The organism is Streptomyces mesophilus, from assembly GCF_040300965.1.
GTDB lineage: Bacteria > Actinomycetota > Actinomycetes > Streptomycetales > Streptomycetaceae > Streptomyces > Streptomyces mesophilus_A.
Genome location: NZ_JBEPEW010000098.1, coordinates 1 through 15,247 on the forward strand (window position 1 = coordinate 1; position 15,247 = coordinate 15,247).

At 69.7% G+C, this 15,247-nt stretch carries 12 protein-coding genes; all 12 read right to left on the minus strand.

Annotated features, from left to right (window positions below):
* Positions 1 to 158 precede the first annotated feature (158 nt).
* Entirely contained in the window at positions 159 to 1,616 is a 1,458-nt protein-coding gene (locus tag ABT367_RS28080; RefSeq protein WP_352255968.1) for an aspartate aminotransferase family protein, read from the minus strand.
* On the minus strand, positions 1,613 to 3,502 hold the full coding sequence (gene dxs, locus ABT367_RS28085) for a 1-deoxy-D-xylulose-5-phosphate synthase (RefSeq protein WP_352255970.1): 1,890 nt from the start codon (positions 3,500 to 3,502) through the stop codon (positions 1,613 to 1,615). The genes ABT367_RS28080 and dxs overlap by 4 nt, the downstream gene beginning before the upstream one ends.
* A 79-nt stretch (positions 3,503 to 3,581) precedes the next feature.
* Positions 3,582 to 4,736 (minus strand): flavodoxin-dependent (E)-4-hydroxy-3-methylbut-2-enyl-diphosphate synthase, encoded by a 1,155-nt coding sequence (gene ispG / locus ABT367_RS28090; RefSeq protein WP_352256010.1) that lies wholly within the window; start codon positions 4,734 to 4,736, stop codon positions 3,582 to 3,584.
* 4 nt (positions 4,737 to 4,740) lie between these two features.
* Positions 4,741 to 5,763: an adenosyl-hopene transferase HpnH gene (gene hpnH / locus ABT367_RS28095; RefSeq protein ID WP_352255972.1), complete on the minus strand. Its 1,023-nt coding sequence runs from the start codon at positions 5,761 to 5,763 to the stop codon at positions 4,741 to 4,743.
* Positions 5,764 to 5,768: 5 nt separating this feature from the next.
* Positions 5,769 to 6,404: a 1-hydroxy-2-methyl-2-butenyl 4-diphosphate reductase gene (locus tag ABT367_RS28100; protein WP_352256012.1), complete on the minus strand. Its 636-nt coding sequence runs from the start codon at positions 6,402 to 6,404 to the stop codon at positions 5,769 to 5,771.
* An 8-nt stretch (positions 6,405 to 6,412) separates the two neighbouring features.
* Complete coding sequence (shc, locus tag ABT367_RS28105; RefSeq protein WP_352255974.1) at positions 6,413 to 8,380, minus strand: squalene--hopene cyclase; 1,968 nt, start codon at positions 8,378 to 8,380, stop codon at positions 6,413 to 6,415.
* 143 nt (positions 8,381 to 8,523) lie between these two features.
* Complete coding sequence (locus ABT367_RS28110) at positions 8,524 to 9,645, minus strand: polyprenyl synthetase family protein (RefSeq protein ID WP_352255976.1); 1,122 nt, start codon at positions 9,643 to 9,645, stop codon at positions 8,524 to 8,526.
* On the minus strand, positions 9,642 to 11,042 hold the full coding sequence (hpnE, locus tag ABT367_RS28115) for a hydroxysqualene dehydroxylase HpnE (protein WP_352255978.1): 1,401 nt from the start codon (positions 11,040 to 11,042) through the stop codon (positions 9,642 to 9,644). Before hpnE ends, ABT367_RS28110 begins: the two co-directional genes overlap by 4 nt.
* A 181-nt stretch (positions 11,043 to 11,223) precedes the next feature.
* Positions 11,224 to 12,177, minus strand: coding sequence for a presqualene diphosphate synthase HpnD (gene hpnD / locus ABT367_RS28120; RefSeq protein WP_352255980.1), 954 nt, complete (start codon positions 12,175 to 12,177; stop codon positions 11,224 to 11,226).
* Positions 12,174 to 13,073 (minus strand): squalene synthase HpnC, encoded by a 900-nt coding sequence (gene hpnC, locus ABT367_RS28125; protein ID WP_352255982.1) that lies wholly within the window; start codon positions 13,071 to 13,073, stop codon positions 12,174 to 12,176. The genes hpnD and hpnC overlap by 4 nt, the downstream gene beginning before the upstream one ends.
* Positions 13,074 to 13,416: 343 nt before the next feature.
* Complete coding sequence (locus tag ABT367_RS28130) at positions 13,417 to 14,196, minus strand: ABC transporter ATP-binding protein (RefSeq protein WP_352255984.1); 780 nt, start codon at positions 14,194 to 14,196, stop codon at positions 13,417 to 13,419.
* Positions 14,189 to 15,136: an ABC transporter permease gene (locus tag ABT367_RS28135; RefSeq protein ID WP_165330382.1), complete on the minus strand. Its 948-nt coding sequence runs from the start codon at positions 15,134 to 15,136 to the stop codon at positions 14,189 to 14,191. The genes ABT367_RS28130 and ABT367_RS28135 overlap by 8 nt, the downstream gene beginning before the upstream one ends.
* Positions 15,137 to 15,247 lie beyond the last annotated feature (111 nt).

The following is a 15,247-nucleotide window of genomic DNA, read 5'->3' on the forward strand; positions in this document are numbered from 1 at the left end:
GCTGGGGCGCGACACCGAGCAGCGCGTCGGGCTGCGGCGAGGGCGCGGGGCCGGCAGTGGGCTGCGGCCTCGCAGGGTCGGCAGGACTCATACCGCCGATTCAGCCAGACCCTTGCCTCAGCGGCAAATCTTTTGCCTCTGAGGCAAAAGCCGCGGGCTCACCGGTTGGCGACCGCCTGCTTCACCAAGGTCTTCCCGAAGTCCCACATCAGCGCTCCCCCGCTGTGCGCATCGTCCATCACGGCGGTGAACGCCTCGACGAAGCGGTCCACCTCGCGCTCCCCGACGATGAGCGGCGGAATCAGCTTGATGACCTCCAGATGATCCCCGGAGACCTGAGTGAGGATCCGGTGCTTCTGCAGCAGCGGCACCACGACCATCTGCGCGAACAGCCCCTTGCGCGCAACCTGGAGCGCCGCCCAACGGCTGCGCAGCTTCAGCGAGTTGGGCCGGCCGAACTCGATGCCGATCATCAGCCCACGGCCGCGTACGTCATGAAGCAGCTCATAGCGGTCCACCAGCGCCGCGAGCCGTGACTTCAGAAGCTCACCGCTGGCCCGCGCGTTGGCCACGATCTGCTCGTCCTCCATGACCGAGAGGACCGCGAGACCCGCCGCCATGGCCTGCGCGTTGGAGCCGAAGCTCGCCGAGTGGACCAGGACCCGGTCCATCGACGAGTAGACCTTCTTGAAGATCCAGTCCTTGCCGATCGTGGCCCCGACCGGCACATAGCCGCCGGACAGCGCCTTGGCCACACAGATCAGGTCCGGTTCCACGCCCTCCTCGTGCTGGTACGCGTAGAAGTCGCCGGTCCTGCCGAGGCCGGTCTGCACCTCGTCGGCGATGAGCAGCGCCTTGTGCTTGTGCAGCAGCTCCTGGGCGGCGCGCAGATAGCCGGGCGGCGCCTCGAGGACGCCCTTGCCCTGGATCGGCTCCACGATCAGACCGGCGACGTCGCCCTTCCTCAACTCCCTTGCCAGCGCGTCGAGATCACCGAGCTCGACGGCGGTGTCCGGAAGGAGCGGCGCGAAGCCGTCCCGGAAGCCCGACTCGCCGTTGACGGAGAGCGAACCGGTGGTCAGGCCGTGGAAGGCATGGGGACAGTAGAGGATCCGTGGTTTCCCGGTCGCGTAACGGGCGAACTTCAGCGCGGTCTCGACGGCCTCCGTACCGCTGTTGCCGAAGAACACCCGGTCCAGATGCGGCGAGTGCGTGAGCAGCTTCTCCGCGAGCAGACCGGGCAGCGGCTGGCAGTCGAAGCGGGTGAGGTCGGCGAGCGAGGCGTCGAGTACGTCGTGCAGCGCCTTGCGGACGACGGGGTGGTGGCGCCCGAGCCCCATCACTCCGAAGCCGGCCAGCATGTCCAGGTAGTCCTGGCCCTCGGCATCCCAGAAGTACGCACCCTCGGCCCGCTCGTAGACCTTGTCGAAGCCGATGGTGTGCAGCATCCGCGGCAGCTGGTGGTTGAGGTGGCGGCTGTGCAGCTCGTACCGTTCTGCGCCCCGCTCCGCCAGGAGTCTGCCCAGGTCGAAGCCCTTGCCGGCCTCGACCGTGGCGTCACCTGTGACCTCGACCGTGGCGTCGCCGGCGGCCTCGCCCGTGACCTCGTCCGTCATCCTTCGCTTCCTTCTTTCTGCTTACGGTCCCACGTGGCCCCGATCCGCCCCGCGATGTCGACGGCGGTGAGCCCCAGGTCGGCGAGGACCTCGCCCCGCTTGGCATGCGCGAGGAACTGGTCCGGAATGCCGAAGCTCCGTACCGGAAGATCCACCTCGGCGTCCTGCAGCGCCTGGGTGACGGCCGAACCCACCCCGGACGCACGGCTGTTGTCCTCGACGACGGCCAGCATCCGGTGTGTGGAGGCCAGTTCGGGCAGCGCGAGATCGACCGGCTTGATCCACCGGGGGTCGACGACGGTGCAGCCGATACCGCGGCCTTCGAGGAGTTCCGCGGCCTTGAGGCAGACCGGAGCCATCACTCCGACCGCGACCAGCAGGACGTCCTGCGAGGGCCCGCGGTGCAGTACGTCCATGCCGCCGACCTGGTCGAGCGCCGGGATCTCGGGGCCCACCGACTCCTTGGGGAAGCGCACCAGGGTCGGCGCGTCGTCCACGTCGACCGCTTCCCTGAGCTGGGCCCGCAGCTGCTGTGCGTCACGCGGCGCGGCGATCCTGAGTCCCGGCACGACCTGGAGGACCGACATGTCCCACATGCCGTTGTGGGAGGCTCCGTCGGCGCCCGTGACACCGGCCCGGTCGAGCACGAAGGTGACGCCGCACTTGTGCAGCGCCACATCCATCAGGAGCTGGTCGAAGGCCCGGTTGAGGAACGTGGCGTAGATGGCGACGACCGGATGCAGCCCGCCGGTGGCGAGACCTGCCGCCGACACTGCCGCGTGCTGTTCGGCGATGCCCACGTCCCACACCCGGTCAGGGAACCGCTCGGCGAAGGCGCCGAGACCCACCGGGTGCAGCATGGCCGCCGTGATCGCCACGACGTCGGGCCGGTCCTCGCCGATCCGGACGATCTCGTCCCCGAACACCGAGGTCCAGGAAGGCCCGTTGGACGGTGCGAGCGGCTCGCAGGTCAGCGGGTCCATCACCCCGACCGTATGGAAGTGGTCCTCCTCGTGCGCGAGCGCCGGCTCGTAGCCCCGGCCCTTCTCGGTGAGGCAGTGCACGAGGACCGGGCCGTGGAACCGCTTGGCCCGGCTCAGCGCCGACTCGACGGCCGCGATGTCGTGCCCGTCGATCGGACCCACGTACTTGAGGCCCAGATCCTCGAACATGCCCTGCGGGGCGAAGGCGTCCTTGAAGCCCTTCTTCGCACCGTGCAGCGACTCGTACAGCGGCTGTCCGATCACCGGGGTGTGCTGAAGTACTTCCTTGCCCCAGGCCAGGAAGCGCTCATAGCCGTCGGTGGTACGCAGGGTCGCGAGGTGGTTGGCGAGGCCGCCGATGGTCGGCGCGTAGGAGCGTTCGTTGTCGTTGACGACGATGATGAGCGGCCGGTCCTTGGCGGCGGCGATGTTGTTCAGCGCCTCCCAGGCCATCCCGCCGGTCAGCGCCCCGTCGCCGATGACCGCGACGACATGGCCGCCGTCGCCCCGTACCTGCACCGCCTTGGCGAGGCCGTCCGCCCAGCCGAGCGCGGTGGAGGCGTGGCTGTTCTCCACGATGTCGTGCTCGGACTCCTCCCGCGACGGATAGCCGGACAGACCGCCCTTGCCGCGCAGCTTGGAGAAGTCCTGCCGGCCGGTGAGCAGCTTGTGCACATAACTCTGGTGGCCGGTGTCCCAGACCAGCCGGTCCACGGGAGAGTCGAAGACCCGGTGGAGCGCGATCGACAGCTCCACCACACCCAGGTTGGGGCCCAGATGGCCGCCGGTACGGGCCACCGCGTGGACCAGGAACTCCCTGATCTCCTCGGCCAGTTCGGCCAGTTCCTCCTCGGCCAGCACTTTGACATCGCGCGGCCCCCGAATCGTCTCCAGGATCGTCACGCCGGGCCCCCTCTCGGTCGGTGCCTCAACTCGCGCTCGACTGCTTGCCTTTCAAGGACGGGCTTTCAAGGACGGGCTTTCAGGAGACGGTCACGGCGGGTTCGCCGGACTCCACGCCGTCCTTCTCCATCTGTTCGGCGATCTTCATGGCCTCGTCGATCAGCGTCTCGACGATCTTCGACTCGGGTACGGTCCTGACGACTTCGCCCTTGACGAAGATCTGCCCCTTGCCGTTGCCGGAAGCGACCCCGAGGTCCGCCTCCCGCGCCTCGCCCGGCCCGTTCACGACACACCCCATGACGGCCACGCGCAGCGGGACCTCCATGCCGTCGAGTCCGGCGGTCACCTCGTCGGCCAGCTTGTAGACGTCGACCTGGGCGCGGCCGCAGGACGGGCAGGAGACGATCTCGAGGCGGCGCTGCTTGAGCCCGAGGGACTGAAGGATCTGCAGACCCACCTTGACCTCCTCGGCAGGGGGCGCCGACAGCGAGACCCGGATGGTGTCACCGATGCCTTCGGACAGCAACGCACCGAACGCGACGGCGGACTTGATCGTCCCCTGGAAGGCCGGACCGGCCTCCGTCACCCCGAGGTGCAGCGGGTAGTCGCAGGCGGCGGCGAGCTGCCGGTACGCCTGGATCATCACGACCGGGTCGTTGTGCTTGACCGAGATCTTGATGTCGCGGAACCCGTGCTCCTCGAAGAGCGACGCCTCCCACAGCGCCGACTCCACCAGCGCCTCGGGCGTCGCCTTGCCGTACTTCTTCAGCAGACGCGCATCCAGCGACCCGGCGTTGACGCCGATACGGATCGGAGTGCCGGCCGCGGCGGCGGCCTGCGCGATCTCGCGCACCTTGTCGTCGAACTGCTTGATGTTCCCGGGGTTTACGCGGACCGCCGCACAGCCCGCGTCGATCGCCGCGAACACGTACTTCGGCTGGAAGTGGATGTCCGCGATCACCGGGATCTGTGATTTGCGGGCGATGGTCGCGAGCGCGTCCGCGTCGTCCTGCGTGGGGCAGGCGACGCGGACGATCTCACAGCCGGACGCGGTCAGTTCGGCGATCTGCTGCAGCGTCGCGCCGATGTCCGAGGTCCGTGTGGTCGTCATCGACTGCACGGACACCGGGGCGTCCCCGCCGACGGCCACCGGACCGACCTGGATCTGCCGGGACCGGCGCCGCTCGACGAGCTGCGCCGGCACCGACGGCATCCCGAGCGCCACGGGCTCCATCACGTCACCCGCGGTTCCCGGAGACGGTCTCGCGCATCGCCCGCAGCGACTCCTTGAGGGAGCCCATGGTGGCGAGGACGGCGGTCGGCTCGTAGCCGCAGTGCGCCATGCAGTTGGCGCAGCGCGGGTCCTTGCCGCGGCCGTACTTGTCCCAGTCGGTCTCCTCGATCAGCTCCCGGTACGTCGGCACGTACCCGTCGCTCATCAGGTAGCAGGGCCGCTGCCAGCCGAACAGCGAGTAGTTCGGGATCGCCCAGGCCGTGCACGGGAAGTCGACCTTGCCCTCGAGGAAGTCGAGGAACAGCGGCGAGTGGTTGAGCCGCCAGCGCCGCCGGTTCCCGCCCGCGAAGGCCTTCTTGAACAGCTCACGGGTCTGTTCCACGCCGAGGAAGTGCTCCTGGTCGGGCGCCTTCTCGTAGGCGTACGCGGGCGACAGCATCATCTCGTCGACCTGGAGGTCGTCGTTGAGGTAGTTGAGCACCTCGATGATGGTCTGCGGGGTGTCCGTGTTGAAGAAGGTCGAGTTGGTGGTCACACGGAAGCCGCGCTTCTTGGCCTCCTTGATGGCCGCCACCGCCTCGTCGAACACCCCCTCCTTCGCGACGGATTCATCGTGCCGCTCCCGCATTCCGTCGATGTGCACGGCGAAAGCGAAATAGGGAGAGGGCTTGAATTTGTCCATCTTCTTACGGAGCAGCATCGCGTTGGTGCAGAGGAAGACGTACTTCTTCTTCGCCACCAACTGCCGCACGATCTCGTCGATCTGCGGGTGCATCAGCGGTTCGCCGCCGGCGATCGACACCATCGGCGCACCGGATTCGAGCACCGCGCCCACGGCCTGGGCCACGGGCATCCGCTGCTTGAGCACGCCGGCCGGGTGCTGGATCTTGCCGCAGCCCTCACAGGCGAGATTGCACGCGTACAACGGCTCGAGCTCCACGATCAGCGGGAACTTCTCCCGCTTACGGAGTTTCTGCTCGGCAAGATATGTCGCGACCTTGATGGACTGTCGAAGGGGCATGGCCATCTGGCTCACCTCCGGGGGAGCAGCAAAGAACGGTGCCATTCATAGAAAGCGGGAAGTACCGAACGAAGAACGCGGAAAGCTGATATTCCACCGCGCACCGTGCTGATACGGACCAGTTCATGTTCCGGGGCGTCCACGACCACCCGGACGGCCGCAACGGGGTGCGAGCCCCCGGCGCGGGCGGTGTGCAGGGTCGCGGCGGACTCCATGTCCACCGCGATCGAGCCCTTGGCGAGCAGCTCGGCGCGTTCGTGTCCGCGCACGACATGGGCGGAGCCGGTGAGCGGACCGGTGTGCACGGTCCGCCCGGGTACCGCTTTGACCAGCTCCTTCACCAGCAGCTCCGTCCCCTCGCAGGGCGTGCTGCCGCGGTCGTCGACCGTGTGCTCGGCCACGACCAGATCGCCCGGGTGCATCCCGGGCGCGAGCCCGGCGCAGAAGCCGGTGGCGATCACGGCGGCACCGCGCAGCCCACGGTCGGCGAGCGTGCGGCCGACCGCGCGCTCGGCGGCCTTCGGCCCCATACCGGTGCGCAGTACGGTGACCGGTCCCGCGGCTCCGCTGCGGTCGCCGCTGCGCAGGGCCAGCTTCTCGATGCCCAGCGCGCAGGCGATGAGCAGCGGCGGCAGCGGTTCGTGCATGGCGCTCATCAACCCCCCTCGTGCCCTTGGCCGTTCAGATAACGACCGAGTGCGGTGAGCGGGAACACCTGCCGGTACAGGTGGTAGTTGATCGAGAAGTCCCAGGGGAAGCCCGTGCCGGTGAAGTACGGCTCGTCCCAGCCGCCGTCCGCCCGCTGCGTCTCGGCGAGCCACGCGATGCCGCGCTCCACCGCCTTGGACTCCCGCTCCCCCGCCGCGAGCAGCGCGAGCAGCGCCCAGGCGGTCTGCGACGCGGTGGACTCGCCGCGCGCGACCCAGGACTCGTCCACGTACGACCGGAGGTCCTCGCCCCAGCCGCCGTCGTCGTTCTGCACCGACTCCAGCCAGTCCACGGCCCTGCGGATCGCCGGGTGCGCGGCGGGTAGTCCTGCGGCCACCAGGGCGGGGACCACTGACCCGGTGCCGTACAGGTAGTTGACGCCCCAGCGGCCGAACCAGGCGCCGCTGGCCTCCTGTTCGGCGAGCAGCCAGGTGATGCCGCGCCGGGTGCGCGGATCGTGTGCCTTGCCCTCGCCCGCGAGGAACTCGACGACGTGGGCGGTGACATCGGCGGACGGCGGGTCGATGACCTCACCGAAGTCGCAGAACGGCAGCCGGTTGGGGAACGGGCTGGTGTTGTCCACGTCGAACGCGGCCCAGGCGCCGTTCTTGGACTGCATCCCGTACGTCCAGGTCGTGGCCCGCTTCACGGCGGCGTCCACCCTCGCGGGGTCGGGGTGCCGGACACGGCGCAGCGCGAGGGCGACCTCGGCGGTGTCGTCGATGTCCGGGTAGTTGTCGTTGTGGAACTCGAACGCCCAGCCACCGGGCGCCAGTTGCGGCCTGCGCACCGACCAGTCACCCGGCCGCGCGATCTCCTCGGCCAGCATCCAGTCGGCGGCCTTCACCAGGGCCGGATGGTCGGCGGGCAGCCCCGCGTCGGCCAGGGCGATGACGGCCAGGCACGTGTCCCATACGGGCGACTGGCAGGCCTCGATCATCCGGGCGCCGTCCTCGCGCCACACCGCGAACCGGTCGAGGGAGGCGAGACCTTCGCGCAGTACGGGATGGTCGAGGTCGTAGCCGAGCAGATGCAGGGCGATCACGGAGTACACGGCGGGCGGCTGGATCCCACCCCAGCAGCCGTCGTTCTCCTGCCGCTCGACGATCCACCGCCCGGCCGAGCGCATCGCCATCCGCCGCAGACCCGGCACGGCCACCTTGTGATACGTGTGCAGCACCTTGTCGAGCCGCTGGAACACCCCGTCCCAACTGGCCACAGGGGCAAGGGGCTTGTGCGGGTTGGGGTCGCGGGAGTCGGTGTGCAGCTCGTCCAGCGCGAAGGGCGCGGGGCACACCGGGCGCTTGGCGGAGACGATGGTGAGCGGCACGATGGTCTGCCGCGCCCAGCAGCCGAAGTCGTAGATGTTGAGCGGGAACCACTTCGGGAAGTAGATGAGCTCCGGCGGGAGTTCGGGCAGGTCGTCCCACTTCCACCAGCCGAACAGCGCAAGCCAGATCCGTGTGAACACGCGCGCGGAGGCGATCCCGCCCTGGGCGCGGATCCAGGCGGAGGCCTTGGCCATGTGCTCGGCCTCGGGATCGTCACCGGCGAGCCGCAGCGCGACATAGGCCTCGACCGTGGTGGACAGCTCACCGGGTCCGCCGTAGAAGGTGGCCCATGTGCCGTCCGCGCGCTGCTCGCCCCGGATGAACAATGCCGAGGCCTGCGTGGTCTTCTCGTCCCGGATGCCAAGGAACTGACGGAGCAGCAGGTCCTCGGCGTCCATCGTCACATTGGTCTCGAGATCGCCCTTCCACCACCCCTCGTCGTCCTGGTGGTCGAGCAGATACTCGATCGCGCGCTGATTGGCCTGGAGCGCCCCGTCGAGCGCGGCAGGCGTGCGGACGGATTCGCTGGCCGCGGGAGCGTCGGGCGGGATCGCCCCGGCGCTTCCGTCGGTCGTCGCTGTCATGGCTTCCCCTTACGTGCAGTTTCGACTTCTGCTGTGCTGGGGTTCGCCGTCGGCCGATGCCTTGACCGCTGGGTCAGTGCACCGGCCGGCGACTGCGAGTCATATGAGGGCCCGAGGATCTGCGCTGCTCTTGTCGATGGCGATCATCTCTTCCGTACGACGACGAAGTCGGCGAGCGCGGCGAGCTGGGCCCTGACCCGCTCCGGCATGGCGACACTCTCGATCGCCTGGAGGGCGATCGTGTGCTGCCTGCGGGCCTCCGCGGCGGTCCACTCGCGGCCGCCCGCCTTCTCGATGAGCGCGGCGCGGTGCGCGAACTCCGCCTCGGAGAAGTTCTCGAAGTCGTTCGCCTTGGCATCGGCGGCGAGCAGCCGCCCGAGCTCCTCCGACGCGGGCCCGCCGGCGGCGAGCGCGGCCACCACCGGCAGGGACTTCTTGCGCTGGCGCAGATCGCTCCAGGTCTGCTTGCCGGTGGCCTCGGGGTCGCCCCAGATGCCGAGCAGGTCGTCGACGGCCTGGAAGGCGAGACCGAGGTGGTAGCCGTACTTCTCGAGAGTGTCTGCGGTCTTGTCGTCCGCGCCGCCGAGCACCGCGCCGATGGAGACGGCGCAGGCGAGCAGCGCGCCCGTCTTGTTGCCCTCCATCTCCAGGCATTCCTCGACGGTGACCCGCTCGCGGTGCTCGTAGGAGATGTCCTGGGCCTGACCGTCGATCAGCGCGCGCGTGGCGGCGGTGAGGCGGCGGGTGGCGCGTCCGGCCTCGACGGTGTCGAGTTCGAGCAGCACCTCGTTGGCCAGCGCGAACAGCGCGTCGCCGACGAGGATGGCCTGCGCCGGGCCGTGCACCTTCCACACGGTGTCGCGGTGGCGGCGCTGCTCGTCGCCGTCCATCAGGTCGTCGTGCAGGAGCGAGAAGTTGTGCACCAGCTCGACGGCGACCGCGCCGGGGACACCCACCTCGGGCGCCGCGCCCGCCGCCTCGGCGGAGAGCAGCGCGAGCGCGGGACGTACCGCCTTGCCGCCGTCGCCGTCGGAGGGCCGGCCCTCGGCGTCGATCCACCCGAAGTGGTACGCGGCGACCGTGTCCATCGGCGGCGCGAGCCGGTCGACGGCGGCGCGCAGCACCGGCGTGGCCAACGTCCGGCCACGCTCGAGCAGCGCCGTCACGTCGGCGGCGTCCCCCTGCCCGTGGTCGGCGGCCGTTGCGGCCGAAGGCTCAGTCGGCACTGTCTCTCCTCTGGTTCCGGTGGTGGTGCTGGTACTCATGCCGCCTCCTCGAACAGGTGGTCCTGGGGGCGGCCGAGTGTGCCGAGTGCGGCGCGTGCGGCCGCTGCGCCGCTGCGGACGGCGCTCTCCATGGTCGCGGGCCACCCGGTGGCGGTCCACGCGCCGGCCAGATACAGGCCGGGAGCTCTGGTGCGCGGTCCTGGCCGCAGCCGGCCCACGCCCGGCGTGGGGGCGAAGGTGGCGGTGCGCTCGCGCGTCACGAAGAAGTCGCGCACCCCGGCGCCGCGGGCGGCCGGCAACAGCCGCTCCAGCTCGGGCAGATACCTTTCGCGCAGCTCGGCCACGGGCGCGTCGATCTCGTTGTGCGCAATGGACTGCGAGACGGCGAGGTACTGGCCGCCGCCGTCGAGCCCGGAGGCGTCCGTGCGGTCGAACACCCACTGCACGGGGGTGCCGAGCGCGGCGAAGAAGGGCTGCCTGAGCACCTTGCGGTCGTAGATCACATGCAGGTTGAGGATCGGCGCGGTGCCGATCTCGAGGAGCTGGTCCTTGGCGTCGAGCGCACCGTCGGGCAGCAGTTCATGGGCCTCGCGCTGCGGTACGGCGAGGACGATCGTTTCGGCGTCGATCTCCTCGCTGTCGGTGCGCACGCGCCAACTTCCCTCGTCCGTACGGGAGATGCCCGCGACCTTGGCGCGCAGCTCCGTGCGTACACCGGACTTGTCGAGCGCCTCACGGGCGAGCCGGTCGTGCAGGTCGCCGAGCGGGACGCGGGCCCAGCCGATGTCGGCGGCGCCCGGCTCGGAGAGCAGCCCGGTCTTGAACACCATGGCGGCGAGGCCGAGCGAGGAGTCCCCTGCGACCGCGTTCAGGGTGGCGATGCCCACCAGGTCCCACAGCGCCTCGATGGCGCGCGCGGACTGTCCGTGGCGGGCCAGCCAGCTGCCGAAGTCCTCGTCGTCGAGGGCGGGGTCGGCGAGGTCGAGCGCCTTGAGCGCGAGGGCGGCGCGGCCGACCTTGGCGCGCTCGGCCAGCGAGAGATGCGGATACGTGGCGAGGCTGCGGGCCAGATGCAGCGGTACGGGCAGCCCCGCGCGCCGCAGCCGGCCCAGCCGGGGGCTGGGGGTCGCGACGTCGAGCACCGGTACGTCGAGCCGGTCCTGCAGAGGTGCGAGCGCGGCGCCGTCCACGCGGTCGAGAAACCAGCGGTACGCCGTACAGCAGCGCAGGTAGACGTGCTGGCCGTTGTCCACGGTGAGGTCGCCGCGCCGGAACGAGAAGGCGAGGCCGCCGAGGCGGGGCCGGCCTTCGAGCAGGGTGACGTTCAGGCCGGCGTCGGCGAGACCGAGTGCCGCGGTGATGCCGGCGAGTCCGCCGCCGACCACCACGGCAGAACGGCGCGCGACGCCGTCGGCCTGCGCTTCCTGCGCGGTCATACGCCCTCCCCCGCGGCCTTGCCCGGGATGAACTCCTGGTGGGTCATCTCAGTCAGGGACGCCGATCGCCAGTGGAGGGTTGCTTGCCGCTTGGGGGGATTTGCCCGGGCATCGTAAGGGATGCGGGCATCGGTCGGGATGCTGAGGCACACCCCGTACAAACAGCGAGGAGCCCTCATGGTCACGCCCGCCTCCCGGCGGATGTGTGCCGGGCGATGCTGCGGGCGTCGAAACCGGACAGACCGCGGACCGCGACGTAGGCCTTTTCGCGTCCGGGCAGCGAGACCCGCCCGCGCAGCACGGCTTCGGGGTCGCGCTCGATACGGTCCAGCAGACGGCGGTAGATGCCGGCCATCGCGGCCACGCAGGCGCCGCTGCGGCGGTCGAGCATCGGCAGCAGCCGGTAGCCCTCGGCGAACAGGGCGCGGGCCCGGCGCACTTCGAAGTGGACGAGCCCCGCGAAGTCCGATCCGGCCGGCGGCTCGGCGGAGGCGAACCCGGCCGAGCAGCCGAACTTGGCGAGATCGTCGGCGGGAAGGTAGGTACGGCCACCTTCGGCATCCTCGCGAACATCCCTGAGGATGTTGGTGAGTTGAAGGGCAAGGCCCAGCGTGTCGGCGTACTCCGAGGCGCGTTCCGTGTACCGCGCGCCGGGCGCGGTGCCGAACACGCCGAGCGACAGGCGGCCGATGGCGCCCGCGACACAGCGGCAGTAGACCTTGAGGTCGTCCCAGGTCTCGTAGGTCTCGCCGCGGACATCCATGAGGACGCCGTCGATCAGCTCGTCGAGCCCGTCGAGCGGGATCGGGAAGGCACGTGCGGCGTGGGCGAGCGCGACACCCACCGGGTCGGTGTCGTCCTCGTCGACGCGGCCTTCGCGGATACGGTCGAGCAGCTCACGGGTCTCTTCGAGACGGAGCTGCTTGACCTCGGGCGGGAGCGCACCGTCCCCGATGTCGTCGACGCGGCGCGAGAACGCGTAGAGCGCGGACATCGCGCGTCTCTTGGGCGTGGGCAGCAGCCGGATCCCGTAGGCGAAATTGCGCGCCTGCTGTCCGGTGACGGCCTCGCAGTAGCTGTACGCGGCGAGCACCGGGGCGCCGGCGGCGATGTTCCCTTCCACGGCCTCGATCACCCCTCTCCACGGTCGGGTCGCAGGACTGCGCCCACCTCACGAAGGAGCCGGCGCTTGGTGGGCTTGGGCGGTCCGGGGAGCACGTCGTACTCGGCGGCGGCGATGGCGCGCAGGGCCGCCCGTCCCCCGGCGACGAAGCCGGCGAGCAAGAGCTTGAGCCTGCCGTGGACGCTACCCACGAGCGGGGTGCCTTCATTCAGGAGGTCCCGGGCACGTTCTGCTTCGTATGCGATCAGTGAGCGCACCGCGGCGCCCGCGTGCGGGCGTGCCAGGTCGGACTCCTGCACCGAGCAGCGCTTCATGTCCTCGGCCGGCAGATAGATCCGGTCGCGGGCGAGATCCTCGGAAACGTCCTGGAGATGTTCGACGATCTGCAGCGCGGTGCACACGGCGTCCGAGCGGCGCACGCGCTCGGGGGTCTCGGTGCCGGTGACGGCGAGGACCAGGCGGCCGACCGGATTGGCGGAGAGTTCGCAGTACGCGAGGAGGTCGTCGTACGTCTCGTAGCGGCTCACCAGCTGGTCCTGGCGGTTCGCGGCGATCAGGCCGAGGAACGGCTCGGGGGTCAGCGCGCGGCGGCGGACGGTGGGCTGCAGCCGCTGGAGCAGCGGATGGCCGGGGCGGCCGTCGAAGACCTTGTGCAGGTCCGTCTCGAAGGCGTCCAGCATGGCGACGCGGTCGTCGCTCCGCCCGGGGTCGAGGCCGAGGGCCAGGGCGTCGGCGCCGCCGGGGGCCAGGTCGCCGTCACCGATGTCGTCGACGAGACGGGCGAATCCGTAGACCGCCATCAGGTCCTCGCGCCAGGCCCTGGGCAGAAAGAACGGGGCCACCGGAAAGTTCTCGTCGGCGGCCTTGTCCAGCGTCGCCCGCTCCTGGACGTCCGCAGAGCGCCTCATCGGCCGCCGCCCGCCCGGGGAAGGGGCGAAGGGACGGCAAAACGCTGTCGGAGCTGGGAGTTTTCCGTAGCCATGGCCGTCACTCTCCCGTTCTACACTGCCGACCCAATTCACCCTATTTCGGACACGCCGCCCGACTGATCCAGCTTACGTTGTACAGCGCCGGGCGGAATGCCGGGGTGTTCTGCACATCACAACAACGCACCTATTCGTGTCAACCTTCCTCACAGGTAAGGAAGTTGACCAGGAATTGACCTCGTCACCCGGTCTCACGGGACTACGCAACCCGTGACGCGAGGGAGCCCCGCCGGGGTTCCGGCGGGGCTCCCTTGCGTTCGAACGGCTACTTGCCGGTGAACTTCTCGTACTCCTTGAGGACCTCTGCGGTCGGCCCGTCCATCCGCAGCTCTCCGCGTTCGAGCCACAGGACCCGGTCGCAGGTGTCGCGGATGGACTTGTTGTTGTGGCTGACCAGGAAGACCGTGCCGGCCTCCTTGCGCAGCTCCCGGATCCGCGCCTCGGAGCGCTTCTGGAAGGCGCGGTCACCGGTGGCGAGGGCCTCGTCGATCATGAGGACGTCGTGGTCCTTGGCGGCGGCGATGGAGAAGCGCAGCCGCGCCGCCATGCCGGAGGAGTAGGTGCGCATCGGCAGGGTGATGAAGTCGCCCTTCTCGTTGATGCCCGAGAAGTCGACGATCCCCTGGTAGCGCTCCCTGATCTGCTCGCGGGTCATGCCCATCGCGAGCCCGCCGAGTATGACGTTGCGCTCGCCGGTGAGGTCGTTCATCAGCGCCGCGTTCACACCGAGCAGCGAGGGCTGGCCGTCGGTGTAGACCTTGCCCTTCTCGGCGGGCAGCAGGCCGGCGATGGCCCGCAGGAGCGTGGACTTGCCGGAGCCGTTGGAGCCGATCAGGCCGATGGCCTCGCCCCGGTACGCGGTGAAGGAGACGCCCCGTACCGCGTGCACCTTGCGTACGCCGCGCTCCTCGCCGCGCTTGATGATGCGGCTCAGGGCCGCGGTCGCGCTGCCCTTGCCGCTCCTGGCGCCGTTGACGCGGTAGACGATGTGCAGCTCGTCCGCGATGACGGTGGGGATGTGGGTGTCGTTCCGCTGCTCAGCCACGGCCGTAGCGCTCCTCTGCCTTCCAGAAGTACACGAAGCCGATGACGCCGGTGACGACCGCCCAGCCGAGCGCGAGGGCCCAGACGTGCGGAGGCAGCGGGTTGTAGGCGGTGATGCCGTCGATCAGCGCGTACCGCATCAGGTCCATGTAGACCGCTGCCGGGTTGGCGAGCAGCACGTCGGCGACCCAGGACGGGGCGTGCGCCTTCGCCAGCATCGGGGCCAGCGGGAACATCACGCCGGACGCGTACATCCAGGTGCGCAGCACGAACGGCATCAGCTGTGCGAGGTCGGGCGTCTTGCTGCCCATCCGCGCCATGATCATCGAGAGGCCCACGTTGAAGGCGAACTGGAGCACCAGGGCCGGAATGATCAGCAGCCACGACAGGTCCGGGTAGTGCCCGAAGCCGATGAGGATCGCGAACAGCACGAGCATCGAGAACATCAGCTGCTGGAGCTGCTGGAGCGAGAACGAGATCGGGAGCGAGGCGCGCGGGAAGTGCAGCGCGCGCACCAGACCGAGGTTCCCCGAGATGGACCGTACGCCCGCCATCACCGAGCTCTGCGTGAAGGTGAAGACGAAGACGCCGGTCACGAGGAACGGCACGTACATGTCGTTGCCCATGCCGCCCCGGCCGCCGAGCAGCAGGCCGAAGATGAAGAAGTAGACCGCGGCATTGAGCAGCGGCGTCGCCACCTGCCACACCTGGCCCAGCTTGGCCTGGCTGTACTGCGCGGTCAGCTTGGCCTGCGAGAACGCGAGGATGAAGTGGCGCCGGGTCCACAGCTGGCGGACGTACTCCAACAGCCCGGGCCGGGCGCCGCTCTGGCTCAGGCCGTACTTCGCGGCCAGTTCGGCACGCGAGAGCCGATCGTCCGGGGACTCCTGCCCCAAAGACGCTGTCACGGTGACACCGCCGTCATGCGTCGTCTCACTCACAAGTGGAAACTTTCGTCTTCTTGAATGCGCCGGGGGTTTCGCGCACAGGCGAGTACGTCGGCCGGCCTGGGTCCGGGGGGTCCCCGGGAAAACGCGGTCGGCCCGAATGTT

Bases quoted from the DNA above. Each gene is read 5' to 3' on its own strand.
- hpnC (WP_352255982.1), bottom strand. From the start codon at position 13,073: ATGAGGCGCTCTGCGGACGTCCAGGAGCGGGCGACGCTGGACAAGGCC.
- ispG (WP_352256010.1), bottom strand. From the start codon at position 4,736: ATGGAGCCCGTGGCGCTCGGGATGCCGTCGGTGCCGGCGCAGCTCGTC.
- ABT367_RS28080 (WP_352255968.1), bottom strand. From the start codon at position 1,616: ATGACGGACGAGGTCACGGGCGAGGCCGCCGGCGACGCCACGGTCGAG.
- hpnH (WP_352255972.1), bottom strand. From the start codon at position 5,763: ATGGCCATGCCCCTTCGACAGTCCATCAAGGTCGCGACATATCTTGCC.
- ABT367_RS28100 (WP_352256012.1), bottom strand. From the start codon at position 6,404: ATGCACGAACCGCTGCCGCCGCTGCTCATCGCCTGCGCGCTGGGCATC.
- ABT367_RS28110 (WP_352255976.1), bottom strand. From the start codon at position 9,645: ATGAGTACCAGCACCACCACCGGAACCAGAGGAGAGACAGTGCCGACT.
- hpnE (WP_352255978.1), bottom strand. From the start codon at position 11,042: ATGACCGCGCAGGAAGCGCAGGCCGACGGCGTCGCGCGCCGTTCTGCC.
- shc (WP_352255974.1), bottom strand. From the start codon at position 8,380: ATGACAGCGACGACCGACGGAAGCGCCGGGGCGATCCCGCCCGACGCT.